Origin of the sequence: Streptomyces sp. NPDC088246 (assembly GCF_044741025.1) — a bacterium.
GTDB lineage: Bacteria > Actinomycetota > Actinomycetes > Streptomycetales > Streptomycetaceae > Streptomyces.
In genome coordinates this window covers 35,438-52,392 of sequence record NZ_JBIURV010000025.1, presented here as the reverse complement: position 1 = coordinate 52,392, position 16,955 = coordinate 35,438, and the positions used below count along the sequence as shown (strand labels likewise).

The 16,955-nt window shown below is 68.2% G+C and carries 17 protein-coding genes; 5 read left to right on the top strand and 12 right to left on the bottom strand.

Annotated elements, in window-relative coordinates; all coding sequences use genetic code 11:
• A partial coding sequence (locus ACIPEK_RS30065) for an SH3 domain-containing protein (RefSeq protein ID WP_402002488.1) occupies nt 1-1,095 on the bottom strand: 1,095 nt, incomplete at its 3' end.
• A 485-nt stretch (nt 1,096-1,580) separates the two neighbouring features.
• Here ACIPEK_RS30065 and ACIPEK_RS30060 point away from each other — a divergent pair.
• Nucleotides 1,581-2,756, top strand: a complete 1,176-nt coding sequence (locus ACIPEK_RS30060; RefSeq protein WP_402002297.1) for a glycosyltransferase — start codon at nt 1,581-1,583, stop codon at nt 2,754-2,756.
• A 262-nt stretch (nt 2,757-3,018) separates the two neighbouring features.
• Here the strand turns inward: ACIPEK_RS30060 and ACIPEK_RS30055 are convergent, their stop codons facing one another.
• Nucleotides 3,019-3,654, bottom strand: a complete 636-nt coding sequence (locus ACIPEK_RS30055; protein ID WP_402002486.1) for a TetR/AcrR family transcriptional regulator — start codon at nt 3,652-3,654, stop codon at nt 3,019-3,021.
• A gap of 363 nt (nt 3,655-4,017) precedes the next feature.
• Here ACIPEK_RS30055 and ACIPEK_RS30050 point away from each other — a divergent pair, with 363 nt between their 5' ends.
• On the top strand, nt 4,018-4,488 hold the full coding sequence (locus ACIPEK_RS30050; protein WP_402002294.1) for a hypothetical protein: 471 nt from the start codon (nt 4,018-4,020) through the stop codon (nt 4,486-4,488).
• Nucleotides 4,489-4,656: 168 nt separating this feature from the next.
• Here the strand turns inward: ACIPEK_RS30050 and ACIPEK_RS30045 are convergent, their stop codons facing one another.
• The 5 genes from ACIPEK_RS30045 to ACIPEK_RS30025 all read right to left on the bottom strand — a co-directional run bounded on the left by ACIPEK_RS30045 (nt 4,657) and on the right by ACIPEK_RS30025 (nt 9,199).
• Nucleotides 4,657-5,991: a dicarboxylate/amino acid:cation symporter gene (locus tag ACIPEK_RS30045; protein WP_402002292.1), complete on the bottom strand. Its 1,335-nt coding sequence runs from the start codon at nt 5,989-5,991 to the stop codon at nt 4,657-4,659.
• Nucleotides 5,992-6,403: 412 nt separating this feature from the next.
• The gene (locus tag ACIPEK_RS30040; RefSeq protein ID WP_402002484.1) at nt 6,404-6,658 is read right to left on the bottom strand and encodes a DUF4229 domain-containing protein; all 255 of its coding nucleotides are present in this window, start codon (nt 6,656-6,658) and stop codon (nt 6,404-6,406) included.
• Nucleotides 6,659-6,843: 185 nt separating this feature from the next.
• Nucleotides 6,844-7,368 carry a GNAT family N-acetyltransferase gene (locus ACIPEK_RS30035; protein ID WP_402002289.1) on the bottom strand — a complete coding sequence of 175 codons (525 nt, stop codon included), beginning with the start codon at nt 7,366-7,368 and terminating at the stop codon, nt 6,844-6,846.
• 121 nt (nt 7,369-7,489) lie between these two features.
• On the bottom strand, nt 7,490-8,653 hold the full coding sequence (gene mqnE, locus ACIPEK_RS30030; protein ID WP_383066986.1) for an aminofutalosine synthase MqnE: 1,164 nt from the start codon (nt 8,651-8,653) through the stop codon (nt 7,490-7,492).
• Nucleotides 8,654-8,743: 90 nt separating this feature from the next.
• A complete protein-coding gene (locus ACIPEK_RS30025; protein WP_093898451.1) occupies nt 8,744-9,199 on the bottom strand; it encodes an Lrp/AsnC family transcriptional regulator in 456 nt (151 codons plus the stop codon).
• A 132-nt stretch (nt 9,200-9,331) separates the two neighbouring features.
• Between ACIPEK_RS30025 and ACIPEK_RS30020 the strand changes: the two genes are divergently transcribed.
• Entirely contained in the window at nt 9,332-9,466 is a 135-nt protein-coding gene (locus ACIPEK_RS30020) for a hypothetical protein (RefSeq protein WP_327274611.1), read from the top strand.
• Between the two features lie 8 nt (nt 9,467-9,474).
• Here the strand turns inward: ACIPEK_RS30020 and ACIPEK_RS30015 are convergent, their stop codons facing one another.
• Nucleotides 9,475-10,149 carry a UbiX family flavin prenyltransferase gene (locus ACIPEK_RS30015; protein WP_383066984.1) on the bottom strand — a complete coding sequence of 225 codons (675 nt, stop codon included), beginning with the start codon at nt 10,147-10,149 and terminating at the stop codon, nt 9,475-9,477.
• 123 nt (nt 10,150-10,272) lie between these two features.
• On the opposite strand from ACIPEK_RS30015, the gene ACIPEK_RS30010 reads away from it, so the two are divergent.
• Nucleotides 10,273-10,908: a rhomboid family intramembrane serine protease gene (locus ACIPEK_RS30010; RefSeq protein WP_402002284.1), complete on the top strand. Its 636-nt coding sequence runs from the start codon at nt 10,273-10,275 to the stop codon at nt 10,906-10,908.
• 28 nt (nt 10,909-10,936) lie between these two features.
• Here the strand turns inward: ACIPEK_RS30010 and ACIPEK_RS30005 are convergent, their stop codons facing one another.
• The 4 genes from ACIPEK_RS30005 to ACIPEK_RS29990 form a co-directional block, all read right to left on the bottom strand.
• Nucleotides 10,937-11,635, bottom strand: coding sequence for a DUF4232 domain-containing protein (locus ACIPEK_RS30005; protein WP_402002281.1), 699 nt, complete (start codon nt 11,633-11,635; stop codon nt 10,937-10,939).
• Between the two features lie 663 nt (nt 11,636-12,298).
• On the bottom strand, nt 12,299-13,216 hold the full coding sequence (gene mqnP / locus ACIPEK_RS30000) for a menaquinone biosynthesis prenyltransferase MqnP (protein ID WP_402002278.1): 918 nt from the start codon (nt 13,214-13,216) through the stop codon (nt 12,299-12,301).
• A complete protein-coding gene (locus ACIPEK_RS29995) occupies nt 13,213-14,670 on the bottom strand; it encodes a menaquinone biosynthesis decarboxylase (RefSeq protein ID WP_093898521.1) in 1,458 nt (485 codons plus the stop codon). Before ACIPEK_RS29995 ends, mqnP begins: the two co-directional genes overlap by 4 nt.
• Nucleotides 14,671-14,989: 319 nt before the next feature.
• Nucleotides 14,990-15,946 carry a LysR family transcriptional regulator gene (locus ACIPEK_RS29990; RefSeq protein WP_402002274.1) on the bottom strand — a complete coding sequence of 319 codons (957 nt, stop codon included), beginning with the start codon at nt 15,944-15,946 and terminating at the stop codon, nt 14,990-14,992.
• A gap of 70 nt (nt 15,947-16,016) precedes the next feature.
• Between ACIPEK_RS29990 and ACIPEK_RS29985 the strand changes: the two genes are divergently transcribed.
• Nucleotides 16,017-16,949 carry an NAD-dependent epimerase/dehydratase family protein gene (locus tag ACIPEK_RS29985; RefSeq protein WP_402002271.1) on the top strand — a complete coding sequence of 311 codons (933 nt, stop codon included), beginning with the start codon at nt 16,017-16,019 and terminating at the stop codon, nt 16,947-16,949.
• Nucleotides 16,950-16,955: the final 6 nt, after the last annotated feature.

The following is a 16,955-nucleotide window of genomic DNA, read 5'->3' as shown; positions in this document are numbered from 1 at the left end:
ACCAGTCGCACCGTCCGCACCATTGGTACCGGACGCACCCGTCGCACCCGTCGGACCGGCAGGACCGGTGGAACCGGTGGCACCCGTGGCGCCGTTGGCACCGGACGCACCGGTAGCGCCGGTGGCGCCCTGCAGACCCGTCGCACCCGTCGGACCGGTAGCACCGGTAGCACCGTTAGCGCCATTGGCACCCGTCGGACCAGCAGGCCCAGTCGCACCGGTGGCACCGTTAGCACCATTAGCACCTGTCGGACCAGTAGCACCCGGGGCGCCGTTGGCACCGGACGCACCGGTGGCACCGGTGGCGCCCTGCAGACCCGTCGCACCCGTCGGACCAGCAGGCCCAGTCGCGCCGGTGGCACCGTTAGCACCGTTAGCACCATTGGCACCCGCCGGACCGGTGGCACCGGTGACGCCCTGCAGACCCGTCGCACCCGTCGGACCAGCAGGACCAGTCGCACCGGTGGCACCGTTAGCACCGTTAGCACCATTGGCACCCGTCGCACCCGTGGCACCGGTGACGCCCTGCAGACCCGTCGCACCCGTCGGACCGGTCGCACCGGTCGGGCCGTGAGCACCAACAGCACCGGACGCACCCGTGGCACCGGTGGCACCCTGCAGACCCGTCGCACCCGTCGGACCAGCAGGCCCAGTCGCACCGGTGGCACCGTTAGCACCATTGGCACCCGCCGGACCCGTGGCGCCGGTGGCACCGTTAGTACCCGGCAGACCCGTCGCACCCGTCGGACCAGCAGGCCCGGTCGCACCGTTGGAACCTGCCGGACCCGTCGGGCCCGTGGGTCCCATGGGCCCCGTCGGGCCGGTGTCGCCCGAGCCCGGGTAGTCGTCACAGAACGGCACTGTGGTCTGCGTCGAGATGTAGCGCGCGCTCATCCAGCCGCTGCCGTCGGACAGCAGGTACCAGAATGAGTTCCCGCCGACGTTCTGGCCGACTACCTGGCAGGCGATGGACACAATGCCGCCGGACGGCACGCTGCCCACGATCTGCGACTGGGTGGTGGGACCGCTACGGATGTTCTGAGAGGTCTGGGAGATGACCGTCCCGGACACGCTGGCCGCCACCCGGCCGGCCATCACTCGGTTGGCAGCCGCCGAACCCGTGGGGTTCGGCGCTCCATGAGCGATGTCCATGGGGCACAGCGTCAGGGTCACACCCAACGACATGGCACCCAGGGTTGAACGGGACAGGATGTCCCAGCTTCTCGATTTGTGCATCTTCGGATTCCTTACCGGGTCTGCGTGTATCGGAGCCGTGACTGTGACAGCCGCAACAGGGCAAGGGCATATGCGCCACGCCGATGATCTACCGTCTGAGTGCTGACAGCTCCCCTTGTGAGTGAGTAAAGCTTCGACCATCTGCCCCTATTCGCATATTAGTTAGGCCCGTTGGCCATTTCGGCCCGGCCGGCTGCGCACCCCGAGAATTCCGTGTCGCGCCACGGCCACTGCATTCCGGCGCACTAGCGTCGCTTTTCTCGGTGACCGGATCGGCCGATCCCGTACACCGCACCAATTCGCCGTGGAGCATTACTCCATAGAAGCCAGATTGGGAGATGTATATGACAAATCTGATCGACCGTCCCACCGAAGAACGGCCGCCCGCCCTGCACCGCAAGCCGTCGATCTGCCTGTGCATGATCGTCAAGGACGAGGCGAAGGTCATCGAACGATGCCTGAACTCCGTACGCGACCTGGTGGACACATGGGTCATCTCCGACACCGGCTCCAGTGACGGAACACAGGAACTGATCCGCGCCACGATGAAGGGGATTCCGGGGGAACTCCACGAGGACCTCTGGGCCAACTTCGGCCACAACCGCACCCTGAACATCCAGCGCGCACGCGGCAAGGCCGACTATCTCCTGCTCATCGACGCCGACATGGCCGTCCGACGGGAGGGCTCACTGTCCGAACTGTCCGAACTGAGCGCCGACTCCTACATGCTGCGGCATCTCGGTGCCCTCGAATACCGCATCCCCCGACTGGTCAAGGGGGACATCCCATGGCGCTACGAGGGTGCGACCCACGAATTTCTGACCACCGCCCAGCAGCACACCGTCGCCGATCTCCCGGCCCTCAGCATCGAGCATTTCGCCGACGGCGGCTCGCGCGGGGACAAGTTCACCCGGGACGCCCGCCTGCTGCGCGAAGACCTCAAGCGCAACCCGGACAATCCCCGCACGGTCTTCTACCTCGCGCAGACTCTCCGCGACATGGGTGAGACCCGAGAAGCGATCGCGGCGTACGAACGTCGGGCCGGTATGGGCGGATGGGACGAGGAGGTGTACTACGCCCTGCTGCAAGTGGGAGTGCTCAAGGCCGACTCCGGTGACTGGCCCGGCGGCATGGACGCTCTCACCCGCGCATGGGAGAGCCGGCCGCAGCGGTTGGAGGCCTGCTACGAACTGACCTGCCGGCTACGGAAGATGGGACGCTATCAAGTGGCCAACGCAGTCGCCGTCGCCGGTCTCAATCGCCCCATCCCCGAGGACTGGCTGTTCATGGAGCCCTGGATCTACAGCTGGGGCCTGCTCTTCGAGCACTCCATCACGTCCTACTGGACCGGCGACGCGCGCGGATCACTGGCTTCCTGCGATCGCCTCCTCGCCCTGCCCGACCTTCCGGCCGACTACCGCGAACAGACCATCAACAACCGTAAGTTCGCGGCCGACCTTGTCGCCGCACGCTCCCGCCGGTCGGCACCCGCCACTTTTGCCCGCCCTAAGACCGCATGACAGGCGCGCGGGACGGCTGAGGGGAAACCGGGAGAGGCGCGGAACAGGTCCGGCCCCGGTGACGATGTGCCGCCGCTTGCTCGGTCACTTCCGGTACAACGCCTCGATCTCCTTCTCGAAGTCCCGTGCGATCACATCCCGTTTCAGCTTCAGCGACGGCGTCAGGTGTCCGCCCTCCTCCGTGAAGTCCCCGGGCAGCACAGCGAACTTGCGGGATCGACGACGCGGGACGGCGGGGGAGCGGATTCGTGACCGGCCGCTGCTACCTCCGACCGGCAAACTGGCTCGGCGGCAGCCACGGGCGACCGTGCATGAGGTTCCCCAGACCCGCCCAGGCGAAGTTCATCAGCGTGGCCGCGGCTTCCTTCGCCGAGACGCCCGGGGTGTCGTTGGCCCAGCCGGCGAGCGACTCCGCGGCCCCCACGAGGGCCTGCGCCAGACCCGCCACATCGCGGTCCGGCAGTGCCGGATCATGGTGGGCCTCACGGGCCGCCGCACCGATCAGACCCGTCACGAACGCAACGATCTCGTCGCGCATCACCATGACCTCGGTGGCGAACGGCTCCCCGTGCGTACGCGCCTGCCGGTGCAGTACCGCCCAGCCGTCCGGGTTCTCCGCGGTGTGCGTGAAGAATGCCCGCAGCCCCGCCCACAGTTGCCGATCCGCCGGAAGCTCCGGCTCCACCCCCGACTGCACCGCTGCGACCAGTGCTTTCGCCTCGCGCTGGATGCAGGCGGTGAAGAGCTCCTCCTTGGAATTCAGATACAGATAGACCAGCGGCTTGGACACCCCGGCCAGCTCCGCGATCTCGTCCATCGAAGCGGCCCGGTATCCGCGCTGCCCGAACGTCCGTACCGCAGCGTCCATCATCTGCTGCTCGCGCACGGCACGCGGCATCCGTTTGCTCTTCACAGCACCCACGTCCGACTTCCTCCCGCCCCCACTGCCCTGCTCCTCGGCAAGAGTACGGCGCAGGCCCCTCGCCCGTCGTACGGAGAGGGCTTCCGCGGCCGCCGGGTGGCCGGTTGCGCCCCCGCCGAATGCCATGTCTCCCGGGCCCGGGATCACCCTGTGGTGGGACAGCGGTTCCCCCTGCGCGCGATGTTCCCGCACGGTCGGATCCGTAGCGTCCTCACCTGCCCAGCCCCGCGACGCCGCCCCCATGTGCCGGTCGGTCCATGTCGCGTCCTTCTTCGATCTGCATCTGCGGGGCACGCCCCAGCCGCTCCTGGACGGCCCGACACCGGACAACCCGACAAGGTGCTGCACGCCATCGCCGACCCCGCTGCCGCACTGCGCGAGGCGCGGCGCGTCCTGATCGCCGGCGGGCGGGCCGTCCTGATCGGACAGGACTGGGACACCTTCGTCATCGACTCCGACTACCCCGCACTCACCCGTACCGTCGCGCACGCGAAGGCCGACACGGTACCGAGCCCCCGGGCCGCCCGCCGCCACCGGAATCTGTTGCTGGACGCGGGCTTCGAGGACGTCGGGGCGCAGGTGCATACGGCAGTCCTCACCGACGCCGCGGCGCTGCCGGTGATCACCGGACTGGCAGAGGCGGCTGGCGCAAGCCTCCCGAGGTCACGTCGATCAAGGTCACGCCGGTCGGCGCAATGGACGAGGGTCCTTCGAGCTGACCGGCTTGGCCCGGTCGGCGAGGCAGCCGTCGATGGACGTCCTCCCACACCGGTTCCACGACAGGGGCATAGTCGTGCACCTCGACAGTGAAGCCCACATCTCCGGTGTGCAGCCCGGCGACCAGCCACAGAATTCCGGGCGCCGCGGCTCCGAGGCCCGAACCCAGATCATCGGCGCACGCGCAGCACACCCACCACCGGAACGTGCCCCACACCCAAATCGCAGGTGCGCGGCACGTTCCGTACGAGCCTGGGGACGTCAGGCGGCGGCGAGCACAGCCTGCGGCTCGTCCACGGGGGAGGACGTCGCCGCGTTGTACCTGTCGCGGTCGAGGATCTTCTCCCGCGAAGCCACAATCAACGGAGTTACAACTTGACCAGCAACGTTCGTGGCCGTGCGCATCATGTCCAGGATCGGGTCGATGGCCATGAGCAGACCGACGCCCTCCAGCGGGAGGCCCAGCGTCGACAGCGTGAGGGTCAGCATGACCGTCGCACCGGTCAGACCGGCGGTGGCCGCGGAACCGATCACCGAGACGAACGCGATCAGGACGTAGTCACCGACACCCAGCTGGACGTCGAAGATCTGCGCGATGAAGATCGCCGCCAGCGCCGGATAGATCGCGGCGCAGCCGTCCATCTTGGTGGTCGCGCCGAACGGGACCGAGAAGGAGGCGTACTCCTTCGGGACGCCGAGGCGCTCGGTGACCTTCTGGGTGACCGGCATCGTGCCGACCGAGGAGCGGGAGACGAAGGCCAGCTGGATCGCCGGCCAGGCGCCCTTGAAGAACTGCAGCGGGCTGAGCTTGGCGACGGTGACGAGCAGCAGCGGGTACACACCGAACAGCACCAGGGCGCAGCCGATGTAGACGTCGGCGGTGAACGTCGCGTACTTGCCGATCAGGTCCCAGCCGTAGTCGGCGATCGCGTAGCCGATGAGGCCGATGGTGCCGATGGGCGCGAGGCGGATGACCCACCACAGGGCCTTCTGGAGGAGCTCCAGGACGGACTCGCTGAGGGTGAGGATCGGCTGGGCCTTCTCACCGAGCTGGAGAGCCGCGATACCGGCGACGGCCGCCATGAAGACGATCTGGAGCACGTTCAGCTCGGTGAACGGCGTGATCACGTTGTCCGGGATGATGCCGGTGAGGAAGTCGAGCCAGGAGCCCGCGTGCTCCGGGAGCTTGCCGTCCTTCGGGGTCAGTCCCGTACCGGAACCCGGGTTGGTGATCAGGCCGATCGCGAGGCCGATGGCGACCGCGATCAGCGAGGTGATCATGAACCAGAGCAGGGTGCGGGTGGCCAGCCGGGCGGCGTTGTTGACCTTGCGCAGGTTGGTGATCGACACCAGGATCGCGAAGAAGACGAGCGGCGCGACGGCCAGCTTCAGCAGCTGGACGAAGATGTGGCCGACCTTGTCGAGCGTGGCGTAGAGCCAGTTGATGTCGTATGTACGGGCAAGCCACCCGAGTACGACGCCGAGGACGAGACCGGCGACTATCTGGGCCCAGAACGGGACCTTGGGTATACGGAAACCGGAGCCGGAGCCTGACGGGCTGTCGGTCGCGGCGGCGGACGCGGGATTCGCGGACACGGACACACTCCAGATGTGACGCATCGGGGCGCACGAGAACGTCGTGCGGGGGGACGGGGGTGCGGCGCCCGCGTCAGGGGCGGCGCCGCTGCATGGTGCCGGTTCAGACGTTGCGGCAACAGACCGCGGACATACAGCGGCATAGATCGACGTGCAGGCGCTCCACGAGCGGGACGCTCGTGGTGAATCGATGGCGCACTGCTGTCTTCATGTCGAACACGTTAACACTTGAACTTTGAGAACCTCAAAGGTCTTCTTTGAGCGAGAACGCGGGCCCCGGAGCGTCCGGCACACGTGCGGGAACGACGAAACCCCAGTACAGGAGCGCTCGCTCCGGCACCGGGGTTCCATACGGAAACTGTGCGGGGTGTGAGGAACCTTACGTAGCCCTTACGTCGTCCTCACCGGGTCGTCACTGGGTGACGTGGTCCTCGCGGGTCCGGTTCGCTTCGAGCCGCGCCTTCGTGCGGTCGACCCTGGACACGATCTGCGCGGACATCTCGTCACGCTGCTTGCGCAGCAGCACGTAGCTGAGCGGCGCGGAGAGGACCAGCGCGAGCAGGATCACCCAGATGAAATTGGAGCCACTCGCCCCCGAGGGAAGCAGACCGAAGTGGACGGCCACGGCTGCGACGGCGAAGCAGCCGACGAAGATGCTGAGGCGCATCGCGGTGTACCGAATCGTCGCGCTCGGCTTGGCAGCGGACACAGTTGGCCCCTCTCTCTACGTACGACAGTCCTGCGATCCTGCCCGACCAGTGAAGCATGCCCCGGAATCGATCACTTCGGAGGGCTGCACCAAAAGGAGGCCGACGGGCCGCGTACCCGTCCGGCGGATCGGGGCCGAGGACCTCAGGCGAGCGGCAGCAGCATGATGATGTCGTCGCGGTCGTCGCCGTCCGCCACCCGTATCGCGTCGGGCACCCGCCCGACCTCCTTGTACCCGCACGAGGTGTAGAACCGGTCGGCACCGGTGCCGCCGCGGCAGGTGAGCCGGATCGCCTCCACCCCCTCCATCCCGCGCGCGGCCTCCGCCGCGGCGTCCATCAGGTCGCGCCCGTAGCCCTTGCCCTGGTGGCGGGGGTGGACCATCACCGTGTAGAGCCAGAGCCAGTGGGCCATCAGCCGGTGTGTGTTGAATGCCAGGAAGGCGGTGGCCGCGACGGCGCCCTCCTCGTCGTAACCGACCAGCAGCCGGGTCCGCCCCTCGGCCATGGCGACCAGGTGCTTGACCAGTTCGGGCCGGACGTCGTCGGCCGTGACGGGCGGTACGAAGCCGACCGCACCGCCCGCGTTGGAGACATCGGTCCACAGCTCGGCGATGCCGTCCCGCAGGGTGCGGTCGAACTTGGGATCCAGCTCAAAAGTAAGTGCCATAGGTGGAGATTAACTATTACCGATCCATCACCTCAAGCCTGTCCGGTACACGAGAAAGCCCCGGCCGACGGCCGGGGCTTTCGTACATCCGAACTATTGACGACGCGACAGGCCGGACCGGTCAGACGCGCATCGGCTGCGGCGACTCGCGCCGCCCGGCGTCCGGGCCCGGGTACTCGCGGATGATCTCGTACCGCGTGTTGCGCTCGACGGGCCGGAAGCCCGCGTCACGGATCAGGTCCAGCAGATCCTCACGGCCGAGCTTGTTCGGCGTGCCGTAGTTGTCCGCATCGTGCGTGATCTTGTACTCGACGACCGAGCCGTCCATGTCGTCCGCACCGTGCTGCAGCGCGAGCTGGGCGGTCTGCACACCGTGCATCACCCAGAAGACCTTGACGTGCGGGACGTTGTCGAAGAGCAGCCGCGAGACCGCGAAGGTCTTCAGCGCCTCGGCGCCGGTCGCCATCGTCGTCCGCGCCTGGAGCTTGTTGCGGACCTTGCCGTCCTTCATGTCCACGAAGTCGTGCTGGTAGCGCAGCGGGATGAAGACCTGGAAGCCGCCGGTCTCGTCCTGCAGCTCGCGCAGTCGCAACACATGGTCGACGCGGTGACGCGGCTCCTCGATGTGCCCGTACAGCATCGTCGCCGGGGTCTTGAGCCCCTTCTCGTGGGCGAGACGGTGGATGCGCGACCAGTCTTCCCAGTGGGTGTTGTGGTCCACGATGTGCCGGCGGACCTCCCAGTCGAAGATCTCCGCGCCGCCACCGGTCAGCGACTCCAGACCGGCCTCGATCAGCTCGTCGAGGATCTCGGATGCCGAAAGCCCGGAGATGGTCTCGAAGTGGTGGATCTCGGTGGCGGTGAACGCCTTGAGGGAGACCTGCGGCAGGGCCTCCTTCAGCGCACTGAGCGAGCGCGGGTAGTAACGCCACGGCAGGGTGGGGTGCAGCCCGTTGACGATGTGCAGCTCGGTGAGGTTCTCGCCCTCCATCGCCTTCGCGAGGCGGACGGCCTCCTCGATGCGCATGGTGTACGCGTCCTTCTCGCCCGGCTTGCGCTGGAACGAGCAGTACGCGCACGACGCGGTGCACACATTGGTCATGTTGAGGTGCCGGTTGACGTTGAAGTGCACGACGTCGCCGTTCTTGCGCGTACGCACCTCGTGCGCGAGGCCGCCGAGCCAGGCCAGGTCGTCCGACTCGTAGAGGGCGATGCCGTCCTCGCGGGTCAGCCGCTCCCCTGCGCGGACCTTCTCCTCCAGCTCGCGCTTGAGCCCAACGTCCATGCGGCTGCCTCCCAGTTGTCGACGCGCTGTGCCTTTCCCGGTGATACCGGGCGAAACCCCCGGTCACCCGGGGGCTCCACCACGTTACGCCTACGCCTCCTCGGGAAGTTCCCCGACCCGGTTCTCCCACTTGGTGGAGAGCACGATCGTGGTGCGCGTGCGCGAGACGCCCTTCGTACCGCTGAGCCGGCGGATGGTCTTCTCCAGGCCGTCCACGTCACCGACCCGCACCTTGAGCATGTACGAGTCGTCGCCCGCGATGAACCAGGCGTCCTCGATCTCCGCGAGGTCCTTCAGCCGGCGCGCCACGTCCTCGTGATCGGCGGCGTCGGAGAGCGAGATACCGATCAGGGCCGTGACCCCGAGCCCCAGGGACGCGGCGTCGACGGTGGCGCGGTAGCCGGTGATGACACCGGCGGTTTCCAGCCGGTTGATGCGGTCGGTGACGCTGGGCCCGGAGAGCCCTACGAGCCGCCCCAGCTCGGCGTACGAGGCCCTGCCGTTCTCCCTGAGGGCCTGGATGAGCTGCCTGTCCACCGCGTCCATATGACTGAAACCTTCCATTGTTCAGCAGTATCGCGAGTTTACGTGTAGAATCTAAGGCATGCAGGCTTCAACGCCTGTAAATCTTTCCGAACATCCAAAAAATGCTTTCGAATCTTCAGGAGTGAGAACACCGTGTACACGATCGAGATGGCCTACGCCCGAATGCGCGAGCTGCAGGACCTGGCCAACCGCTCGCGTGCCCACCAGCCCGCCGCCGCGCACCGGGTCGACAAGACCCGCACCTCGCGCGCCAAGAAGAAGCGCTGACCACAGGCTCAGCCTCCGGAGCCCCGAGAGCCGCCACCGAGCTCTCCCTCCCACCGGCGGTACAGGTCGTGCGGCACCCCCGCCGCGTCCAGCACCCGCCCCGCGACGAAGTCCACCAGATCCTGGATGTGCGTCGCCCCCGCATAGAACGCCGGAGAGGCGGGCAGCACGACGGCGCCCGCCTCGTCCAGGCTCACCAGATGCTTCAGCGTCTGCCCGTTCAGCGGTGTCTCGCGCACCGCGACGACCAGCTTCCGCCGCTCCTTGAGCGTCACGCTCGCGGCCCGCTGGAGCAGATCCTTCGAGAGTCCGAGCGCCACCCCGGCCACACATGCCGTCGAAGCCGGGACGATCAGCATCCCCTTCGCCGGGTACGACCCCGAGGACGGTCCGGCGGCAAGATCACCGGCCGCCCAGTGCCGTACATCCTCGACGTCCACATCGAAGGTGTGCGGCTTCCCGTCCGCCCCTCGCGCCAGCCAGCTGCGCAGATCCTCCTGCCAGTGCGCGTCGCGGAACGCGATCCCGGTCTCGTCCAGCAGCGTCAGCCGCGACGCCCGGCTCACCACCAGATCGACGCTCTCCCCCGCGGCCAGCAGACCGCGCAGCACGGCGGCGGCGAATGGGGTGCCCGAAGCGCCTGAAACCCCGACAATCCAAGGCTGCCGCTGGTGCTGACTCACTGAAGTCCCGGAATCCACACAGCCGAGCCTATCCGGCTGCCCGAACCCGGAACCGAGTAAGGTGCCTCAGCCGTTCTGAGGGGTGGAAGCAGGGGCGACACAGGAGACCGGCAGGGGGCCGCGATGGCCGCATCGTCAGATCGAATTGCGCCGGCGTGGACCGCGGGCGACCGCGCGAAGACCGCGGCCAAGCTGATGCTGGGCTGGGTGGCGTTCCTCTGGATACTCGAAGTCGTCGACGTGTCGAGTGGCCACGCACTGGACACGTACGGGATCGAGCCGCGCCGGCCCGGCGAACTGCTGGACATCGTGCCCGCGTCCTTCATCCACTTCGGCTTCGGCCATGTCGCCTCCAACAGCGTGCCGCTGCTGGTCTTCGGCTTCCTGGCCGCGCTGGGCGGCATCCGCCGGTTCGCGGCCGTGGCCGCGCTGATCATCGTGGTCGACGGTCTCGGGGTCTGGCTGGTCTCGCCGGCCGGCTCCAACACGGCGGGCGCGTCCGGCCTGGTCTTCGGCCTCTTCGGCTATCTGCTGGTCCGCGGCTTCGTGGACCGCAGAGTGCTGGACATCGGCGCCGGTCTGGTGATCGGCGCGATATGGGGGTCGTCGATCCTGCTGGGGATCTCCCCCACCAACACCTCGGTCAGTTGGCAGGGCCACCTGTTCGGACTGGCGGCGGGCGTGGCGGCGGCGTTCGTCTTCCGCCGCCCCGCGCGCGGCCGGAGCACGGTGCCGCCCGCCCGGCCGCTCATACCGTAGAGCGCGGACGGATCCCCTGGTGTCCGGGTCAGCCCTCGCCCTGACCGGCGCTCCCCATCGGGCCGACCTTCACCGGGGAGCCGGAGCCGTCCGTGACGGGCAGCGTGGCGGCGCCCGGCCATTCGAGGGAGAACGACTTCGTCTCGTCCGGCGGGGTCACCACCAGGGCCGTGATGCGGACGCCGGAGCCGCCCGACTTGTTGATCGGGTAGTTGATACCGAAGTACACCGACTTCCCGTCCTTGAGGATCATCGGGGTGGCCTTCTCACCGGTACGCTCCGCGGACAGCGACCCCGAGCTGGTCTTCAGGTCGACACCCGCGTACCCGGAGAGCACGCAGTCCCGGCCGCCGCCGTTCTTCAGCTCCACCGCGACGGTCCCGTCGGGGTCGCCGTCGATGGTGCTGTCCGACGCGGTGATGTCCAGGTCGTCGGTGCGGCACTTGCCGACCTTGCCGTTCCCGCTGGAGCCGGTCCCGACGGCCGTGCCCTGCCCGCCGGCCCCCTTCCCGGCGACCGTGCCCTGCCCGCCGGACCCCTTCCCGGCCGAGTCCTTCCCGCTGTCCTGGTCCGAACCGCCCGAGCCCGAACCGCCGCTCGCGGAAGACGCGGAGGACGCGGACGACGGGGCGGTCTGTCCCATGTCGTTCTCGCCGTTCTGACAGGCCGTGAGCGAGAGACCGGCGACAACGGCCAGGGCGGCGAAGGTGAGCTTCTGTACGCGCATGGTTTCTTCCTCAGTGTCGGTGGGGGGTGTCGGCCGCTCTGCACGGTCGGTACGAGCGAGCGTTTCTGATCACCAAGAGCCGCCCGGCCCGGCGACCCGTTCCGCCCAACCACCCGCTAATACACCCCTGTTACACGCACAGCCAGGCACAACGCGCCCCACCACCGGGCACACCCCGCCCGCACCCGCCCCCTGCCGCACTTGCTCCCTGCCGTCGTCCGGCACGGGAAACGGGGCCCGAACACAGTGCGCCGCACCACTCCGGGGCACGCCAGCGACGGGCCGGGACGGCGGTTCCCGCCACCGTTTCGCACCTGTTGGCGCCCGCAGCCCACTGGGACGGACCCGTGACGCGGCGGTCCTTGACCACAACAGGTGACATGCCTCCTCGGCCCGCCTCGCGCGCGCCCGGGGCAGCCGTCCGCCGAGGACGAGGTCCTGGATCCGCCGGACACGACCCCGGGCAGGCTCAGAGCCTGTCGGGTGACCTCCGACCGGGCGGCCACGCCCTGGCACGCACGCTTCCCGCGTTGTCGTCAGTCACCAACTCCCCCATAGCTGAAGGCATGGGGGACCCCCTTCGCGTCGACTCCCTCCTCCGCCTTGGAATCGCACGCACCAGACCGCGTCCGCTATCCGATCGGAGGTCACCCGACAGGCGTCTCAGACGGTCAGACCCCGCACCAGCAGATCCAGCAGCGCGCACGCGAACAGCGCTATTCCGATGAACCCGTTGACCGAGAAGAACGCCCGGTTCAGCCGGGACAGATCGTGCGGCCGCACCACCCTGTGCTCGTACACGAAGGCGACCGCGACGATCACCATGCCGATCCAGTAGAACAGGCCGGCCTCCGTGGCCAGCCCGAACCAGACGAGCAGCCCGGTCGTCACCACATGGCAGACCCGCGCACCCCACAGCGCGGCCGGGATCCCGAACCGGGCCGGCACCGACAGCACCCCGTGCGCCCGGTCCGCCTGGACGTCCTGGCAGCCGAAGATCAGGTCGAAGCCACCGATCCAGATCCCGACCGCGAGACCGAGGATCACCGCGTCCCACGACCAGCTGCCGGTCACGGCCAGCCAGGCGCCGATCGGCCCTATCGCCTGCGCGATGCCGAGGATGGCGTGCGGGTAGTGGGTGAACCGCTTCCCGTACGGATAGACCACCATCGGCACGACGGCGACCGGCGCGAGCGCCAGACAGAGCGGGTTCAGCAGAGCCGCCGCCCCGAGGAAGATGACAACGGCGACGAGCGCCCCCGCCCACGCGGACTTCACGGACACCGCCCCGGTGACCAGTTCCCGGCTCGCGGTGCGCGGGTTACGGGCGTCGATCTCCCGGTCGATGATCCGGTTGCAGGCCATCGCGAACGTCCGCAGCCCCACCATCGCAATGGTGACGAGCAGCAGCGTGAGCCAGTGGATGGACTTGTCCGCCCGGAACATCGCGGTCAGGGCGGCGATGTACGCGAAGGGCAGCGCGAAGACCGAGTGCTCGATCATCACGAGCCGCAGAAACGCCTTGACCTTGCTGTTCGGTTGTACGGGCCCTGAGCCCAGTGCTGCTTCGGCGGCGCTCACAGTCCGTATTCCTTCCACCGGCGGTCGACCTTCGCCGCCGTCCGAGGGTCGGACTCGACCATGTTCGGCCAGCCCCCGTCCCGGGTGTAACCCTCCTCGGGCCACTTCTTCGTCGCGTCGATGCCCGCCTTGCCACCCCAGAACTGCTGGTAGGAAGCATGGTCGAGATGATCGACGGGCCCCTCGGTGACGGTCAGGTCCCGCGCGTAGTCCGTGTTTCCGAGCGCCCGCCAGGCCACCTCGTGCAGATCGTGGACGTCGCAGTCGGAGTCCACGACGACGATCAGCTTGGTCAGCGACATCATGTGCGCACCCCAGATGGCACTCATCACCTTCTGGGCGTGCTTCGGGTACTTCTTGTCGATCGAGACGATCGCACAGTTGTGGAAGCCGCCCGCCTCCGGCAGGTGGTAGTCCACGATGTCCGGCACGATGATCTTGAGGAGCGGCAGGAAGAACCGCTCCGTGGCCCGCCCCAGCGGCCCGTCCTCGGTCGGCGGCCGGCCCACCACGATCGACTGCAGCAGCGGACGCTTCCGCATGGTCACGCAGTCGATGGTCAGTGCGGGGAACGGTTCCTGCGGCGTGTAGAAACCGGTGTGGTCGCCGAACGGCCCCTCGGGAAGCATCTTCCCGGGCTCCAGCCACCCCTCGATGACGACCTCCGCCTGCGCCGGGACCTGCAACGGCACGGTCTTGCAGTCGACCATCTCGATCCGCTTGCCCTGGATGAACCCGGCGAAGAGGTACTCGTCGATGTCGCCCGGCAGCGGCGCGGTGGAGGCGTACGTCACCGCGGGCGGCGCCCCGAACGCGATCGCGACCGGCAGCCGCTCCCCGCGCTTGGCGGCGACCTGGTAGTGGTTGCGGCTGTCCTTGTGGATCTGCCAGTGCATCCCGATGGTGCGCCGGTCGTGACGCTGGAGCCGGTACAGGCCCAGGTTCCGCACACCTGTCTCCGGGTGCTTGGTATGGGTGAGCCCCAGATTGAAGAACGATCCGCCGTCCTCGGGCCAGGTGAAGAGCGCGGGCAGCTGATCCAGATCCACGTCGTCGCCGGTGAGCACGACCTCCTGCACGGGCGCGCTCTCGGACTTCACCTTCTTCGGCGGCACATGCACCATCGAGCCGAGCTTCCCGAATGCCTCCCGCACCCCCACGAAGCCGTGCGGCAGCTCCGGCTTGAGCAGCCCGCCGATCTTGTCGCTGATATCGGCGTACGACTTCAGCCCGAGCGCCTTGAGCAGCCGCTTGTCGGTCCCGAAGACATTCATGGCCAGGGGCATCGAGGACCCCTTGACGTTCTCGAAGAGCAACGCGGGCCCGCCCGCCTTGTTCACCCGGTCGACGATCTCGCCGACCTCCAGATACGGGTCGACCTCGGCCTTGATGCGCTTGAGCTCGCCCTCGCGCTCCAGGGCCCGGAGGAGGGAACGAAGATCGTCGTAAGCCATGCCGTCCAGTTTGTCATCACCCCGGTGGATCACCCGGGGTGCCCCACCTCTCCGCCTCTCCACCTCTCCGCAACAGGGACGCGCGCGTTGAGGGTGGCCTCGATCGAAGCGACGTCAGAGGATGGGCGGCCTGCCGGCGGAAGCGAGTCGCGCCACGATGTCCCAGCTCATCGGTGACCGCTCGCCCTGGCCGCCGCGCAGTCCCTCCCTGAAGCCGTCGAGGAGGGCCCGTAGCGCGGCGCGGTCGCGAAACCGCCACAGGGTCAGCAGGGCCCAGGTGGCGAGATACTTGGCCGGTCGGAGACGGATGTGCGGTCAGTCACGCAGGACTGGCAGCGGCTGGGCTGCCTGGCAGTCGTTGTTCGGGCCCCGCTGATTGATGCATCGCCTGCTCGCGGAGGGCCTCGATGAACGTTGTGACGTGTGGGTGGTCGCGACGGCGGCCGATCGTGGCAACGCCGATGTGCCGGGTCGGAGTCGGCGGCTGGATCGGGACGACGCGCAGACCCGGCACCGTCGGGACGAACGCGATGGAAGGGATCAGGGAGATTCCCATTCCCGCGGCGACGAGCGAGCGGGCAAAGAAGTAGTCGGTGGTGGTGCCGCGTACTTCCGGTTCGAAGCCTGCCCGCTCGGCGTAGCGGCGCAGGTATGTCTCGGTCTTGAGGCAGCCGAGTACCCAGGGCTCGGCCGCCAGCTCGGTGATGTCGAGCGAATCGCGGTCGGCGAGTCGGTGCTCCTCGTGCATGACGACGTGCAGGGGGTCTTCCAGGAGTGCGGCCCACCGCAGGCTGGAGCCGGGGCCCGGCCCGACGGGCAGCGGGCCGTCGAAGTGGTAGGCGAGTGCGAGGTCGACGGCGCCCTGTCGGACGAGGGGCAGGGTCTCTTCGGGCTCGCCCTCCTTGACGTGGAGCAGGGTGCGGGGATGGGTTGCCATGAGCCGGGGGAGAGCGCCGGGCAGCAGGTGCCTGCCGCCGCTGGTGAAGGTGGCGACGGTGAGCTGTTCGTGACCCGTGCTGAGTTGCTCGACCTGTTGCTTTGCCTGTTCGAGCTCGGCTGCGACGGACTCGGCGGCCCCGACCATGATCTGGCCGGCCTGAGTGAGGGTGACCCCGCGCGTACTGCGTGCCACGACCTGGGCACCGAGGCTGCGTTCCAACACCGCTACGTGCTGGGAAACCGCGGAGGGGGTGAGACGGAGAGCCGTGGCCGCCTTGCTGAAGCTGCCGTGGTCCGCCACCGCTCGCAGGACGCGGAGCCGCTGCACATCGATCAACAGTATTCCTTAATACGCTTTCAGTAAGTCGCTACTTCTGCTGATGACGGTAGGCATCCAGGGTGGGGGCATGCAAAGGATCTGTGTCATCGGCGGAAGCCGGTACTTCGGAAGGCTCCTGGTCGAGCGTCTGCAGGCCACCGGTCACCAGGTCACTGTGATCAACCGCGGCTCCACCCAGCCGCCCGCCGGAGTCGAGCACCTCGTTGTCGACCGCAACGACGAGGCATCTCTCATTGCCGCGCTCGGCTCCCGCATCTTCGAAGTGGTTGTCGATCAGGTCTGCTACACCCCCGTACAAGCCGCGATCGCTGCCCGCGCCTTCGCCGGCCGCACCCGGCGCTACATCATGACCTCCACGATCGAGGTCTACGACCCGGCGACCGCCGCGCTGCCGGCAGGCACCTCGGTGCCGGAGGAGAGCGTGGACCCGGCCACCTGGCTGGTGGCCATGGATCTGCCCTGGCACGACGAGGCGTACCTGGAGGCTCACTACGCCGAGGGCAAGCGCCAGGCGGAGGCCGTCTTCACCCGCGCCGACAGCTTCGCGTTCGCCTCTGTGCGCAGCGCGCATGTGCTCGGCGGCGGCGCGCAGGAGTTCACCGGCCGACTGGCGCACTACACCGAGCGCATCGCCCGGGGCGACGAGATCGCTGTGCACGCCGAGGCACTGCCGACGGTGTTCATCCACCACGAGGAGCTGGCGGACCTGCTGCTGTGGGCGGCCACTGCCCCAGACTTCAGCGGTCCGGTCAACGCCTGCTCCGACGGCCTGCTCGACGTGCACGACCTGGCCGCGATCATCGCCGCGCAGACCGGCCGCGAGCCCGTCTACCGGACCGTCGACGCGGGCGGGACCGCCTCGCCTTTCTCCTTCGACCGCCGCTACGCCATGAGTAACACCCGCGCGAAACAGCTGGGCTTTGCCTTCTCCCGTACTGCCGACTGGCTGCCTGGCGCCGTCGCCGAAGCCCTCACAGCATCCGCCGCCCCCGTCGCCTGAGGAACA

Coding starts and splice junctions, on each gene's coding strand:
- ACIPEK_RS30060 (WP_402002297.1), top strand. CDS start 1,581: ATGACAAATCTGATCGACCGTCCCACCGAAGAACGGCCGCCCGCCCTG.
- ACIPEK_RS30055 (WP_402002486.1), bottom strand. CDS start 3,654: ATGCCGCGTGCCGTGCGCGAGCAGCAGATGATGGACGCTGCGGTACGG.
- ACIPEK_RS30040 (WP_402002484.1), bottom strand. CDS start 6,658: ATGCGCCTCAGCATCTTCGTCGGCTGCTTCGCCGTCGCAGCCGTGGCC.
- ACIPEK_RS30035 (WP_402002289.1), bottom strand. CDS start 7,368: ATGGCACTTACTTTTGAGCTGGATCCCAAGTTCGACCGCACCCTGCGG.
- mqnE (WP_383066986.1), bottom strand. CDS start 8,653: ATGGACGTTGGGCTCAAGCGCGAGCTGGAGGAGAAGGTCCGCGCAGGG.
- ACIPEK_RS30025 (WP_093898451.1), bottom strand. CDS start 9,199: ATGGACGCGGTGGACAGGCAGCTCATCCAGGCCCTCAGGGAGAACGGC.
- ACIPEK_RS30010 (WP_402002284.1), top strand. CDS start 10,273: ATGGCCGCATCGTCAGATCGAATTGCGCCGGCGTGGACCGCGGGCGAC.
- ACIPEK_RS30005 (WP_402002281.1), bottom strand. CDS start 11,635: ATGCGCGTACAGAAGCTCACCTTCGCCGCCCTGGCCGTTGTCGCCGGT.
- ACIPEK_RS29995 (WP_093898521.1), bottom strand. CDS start 14,670: ATGGCTTACGACGATCTTCGTTCCCTCCTCCGGGCCCTGGAGCGCGAG.
- ACIPEK_RS29985 (WP_402002271.1), top strand. CDS start 16,017: ATGCAAAGGATCTGTGTCATCGGCGGAAGCCGGTACTTCGGAAGGCTC.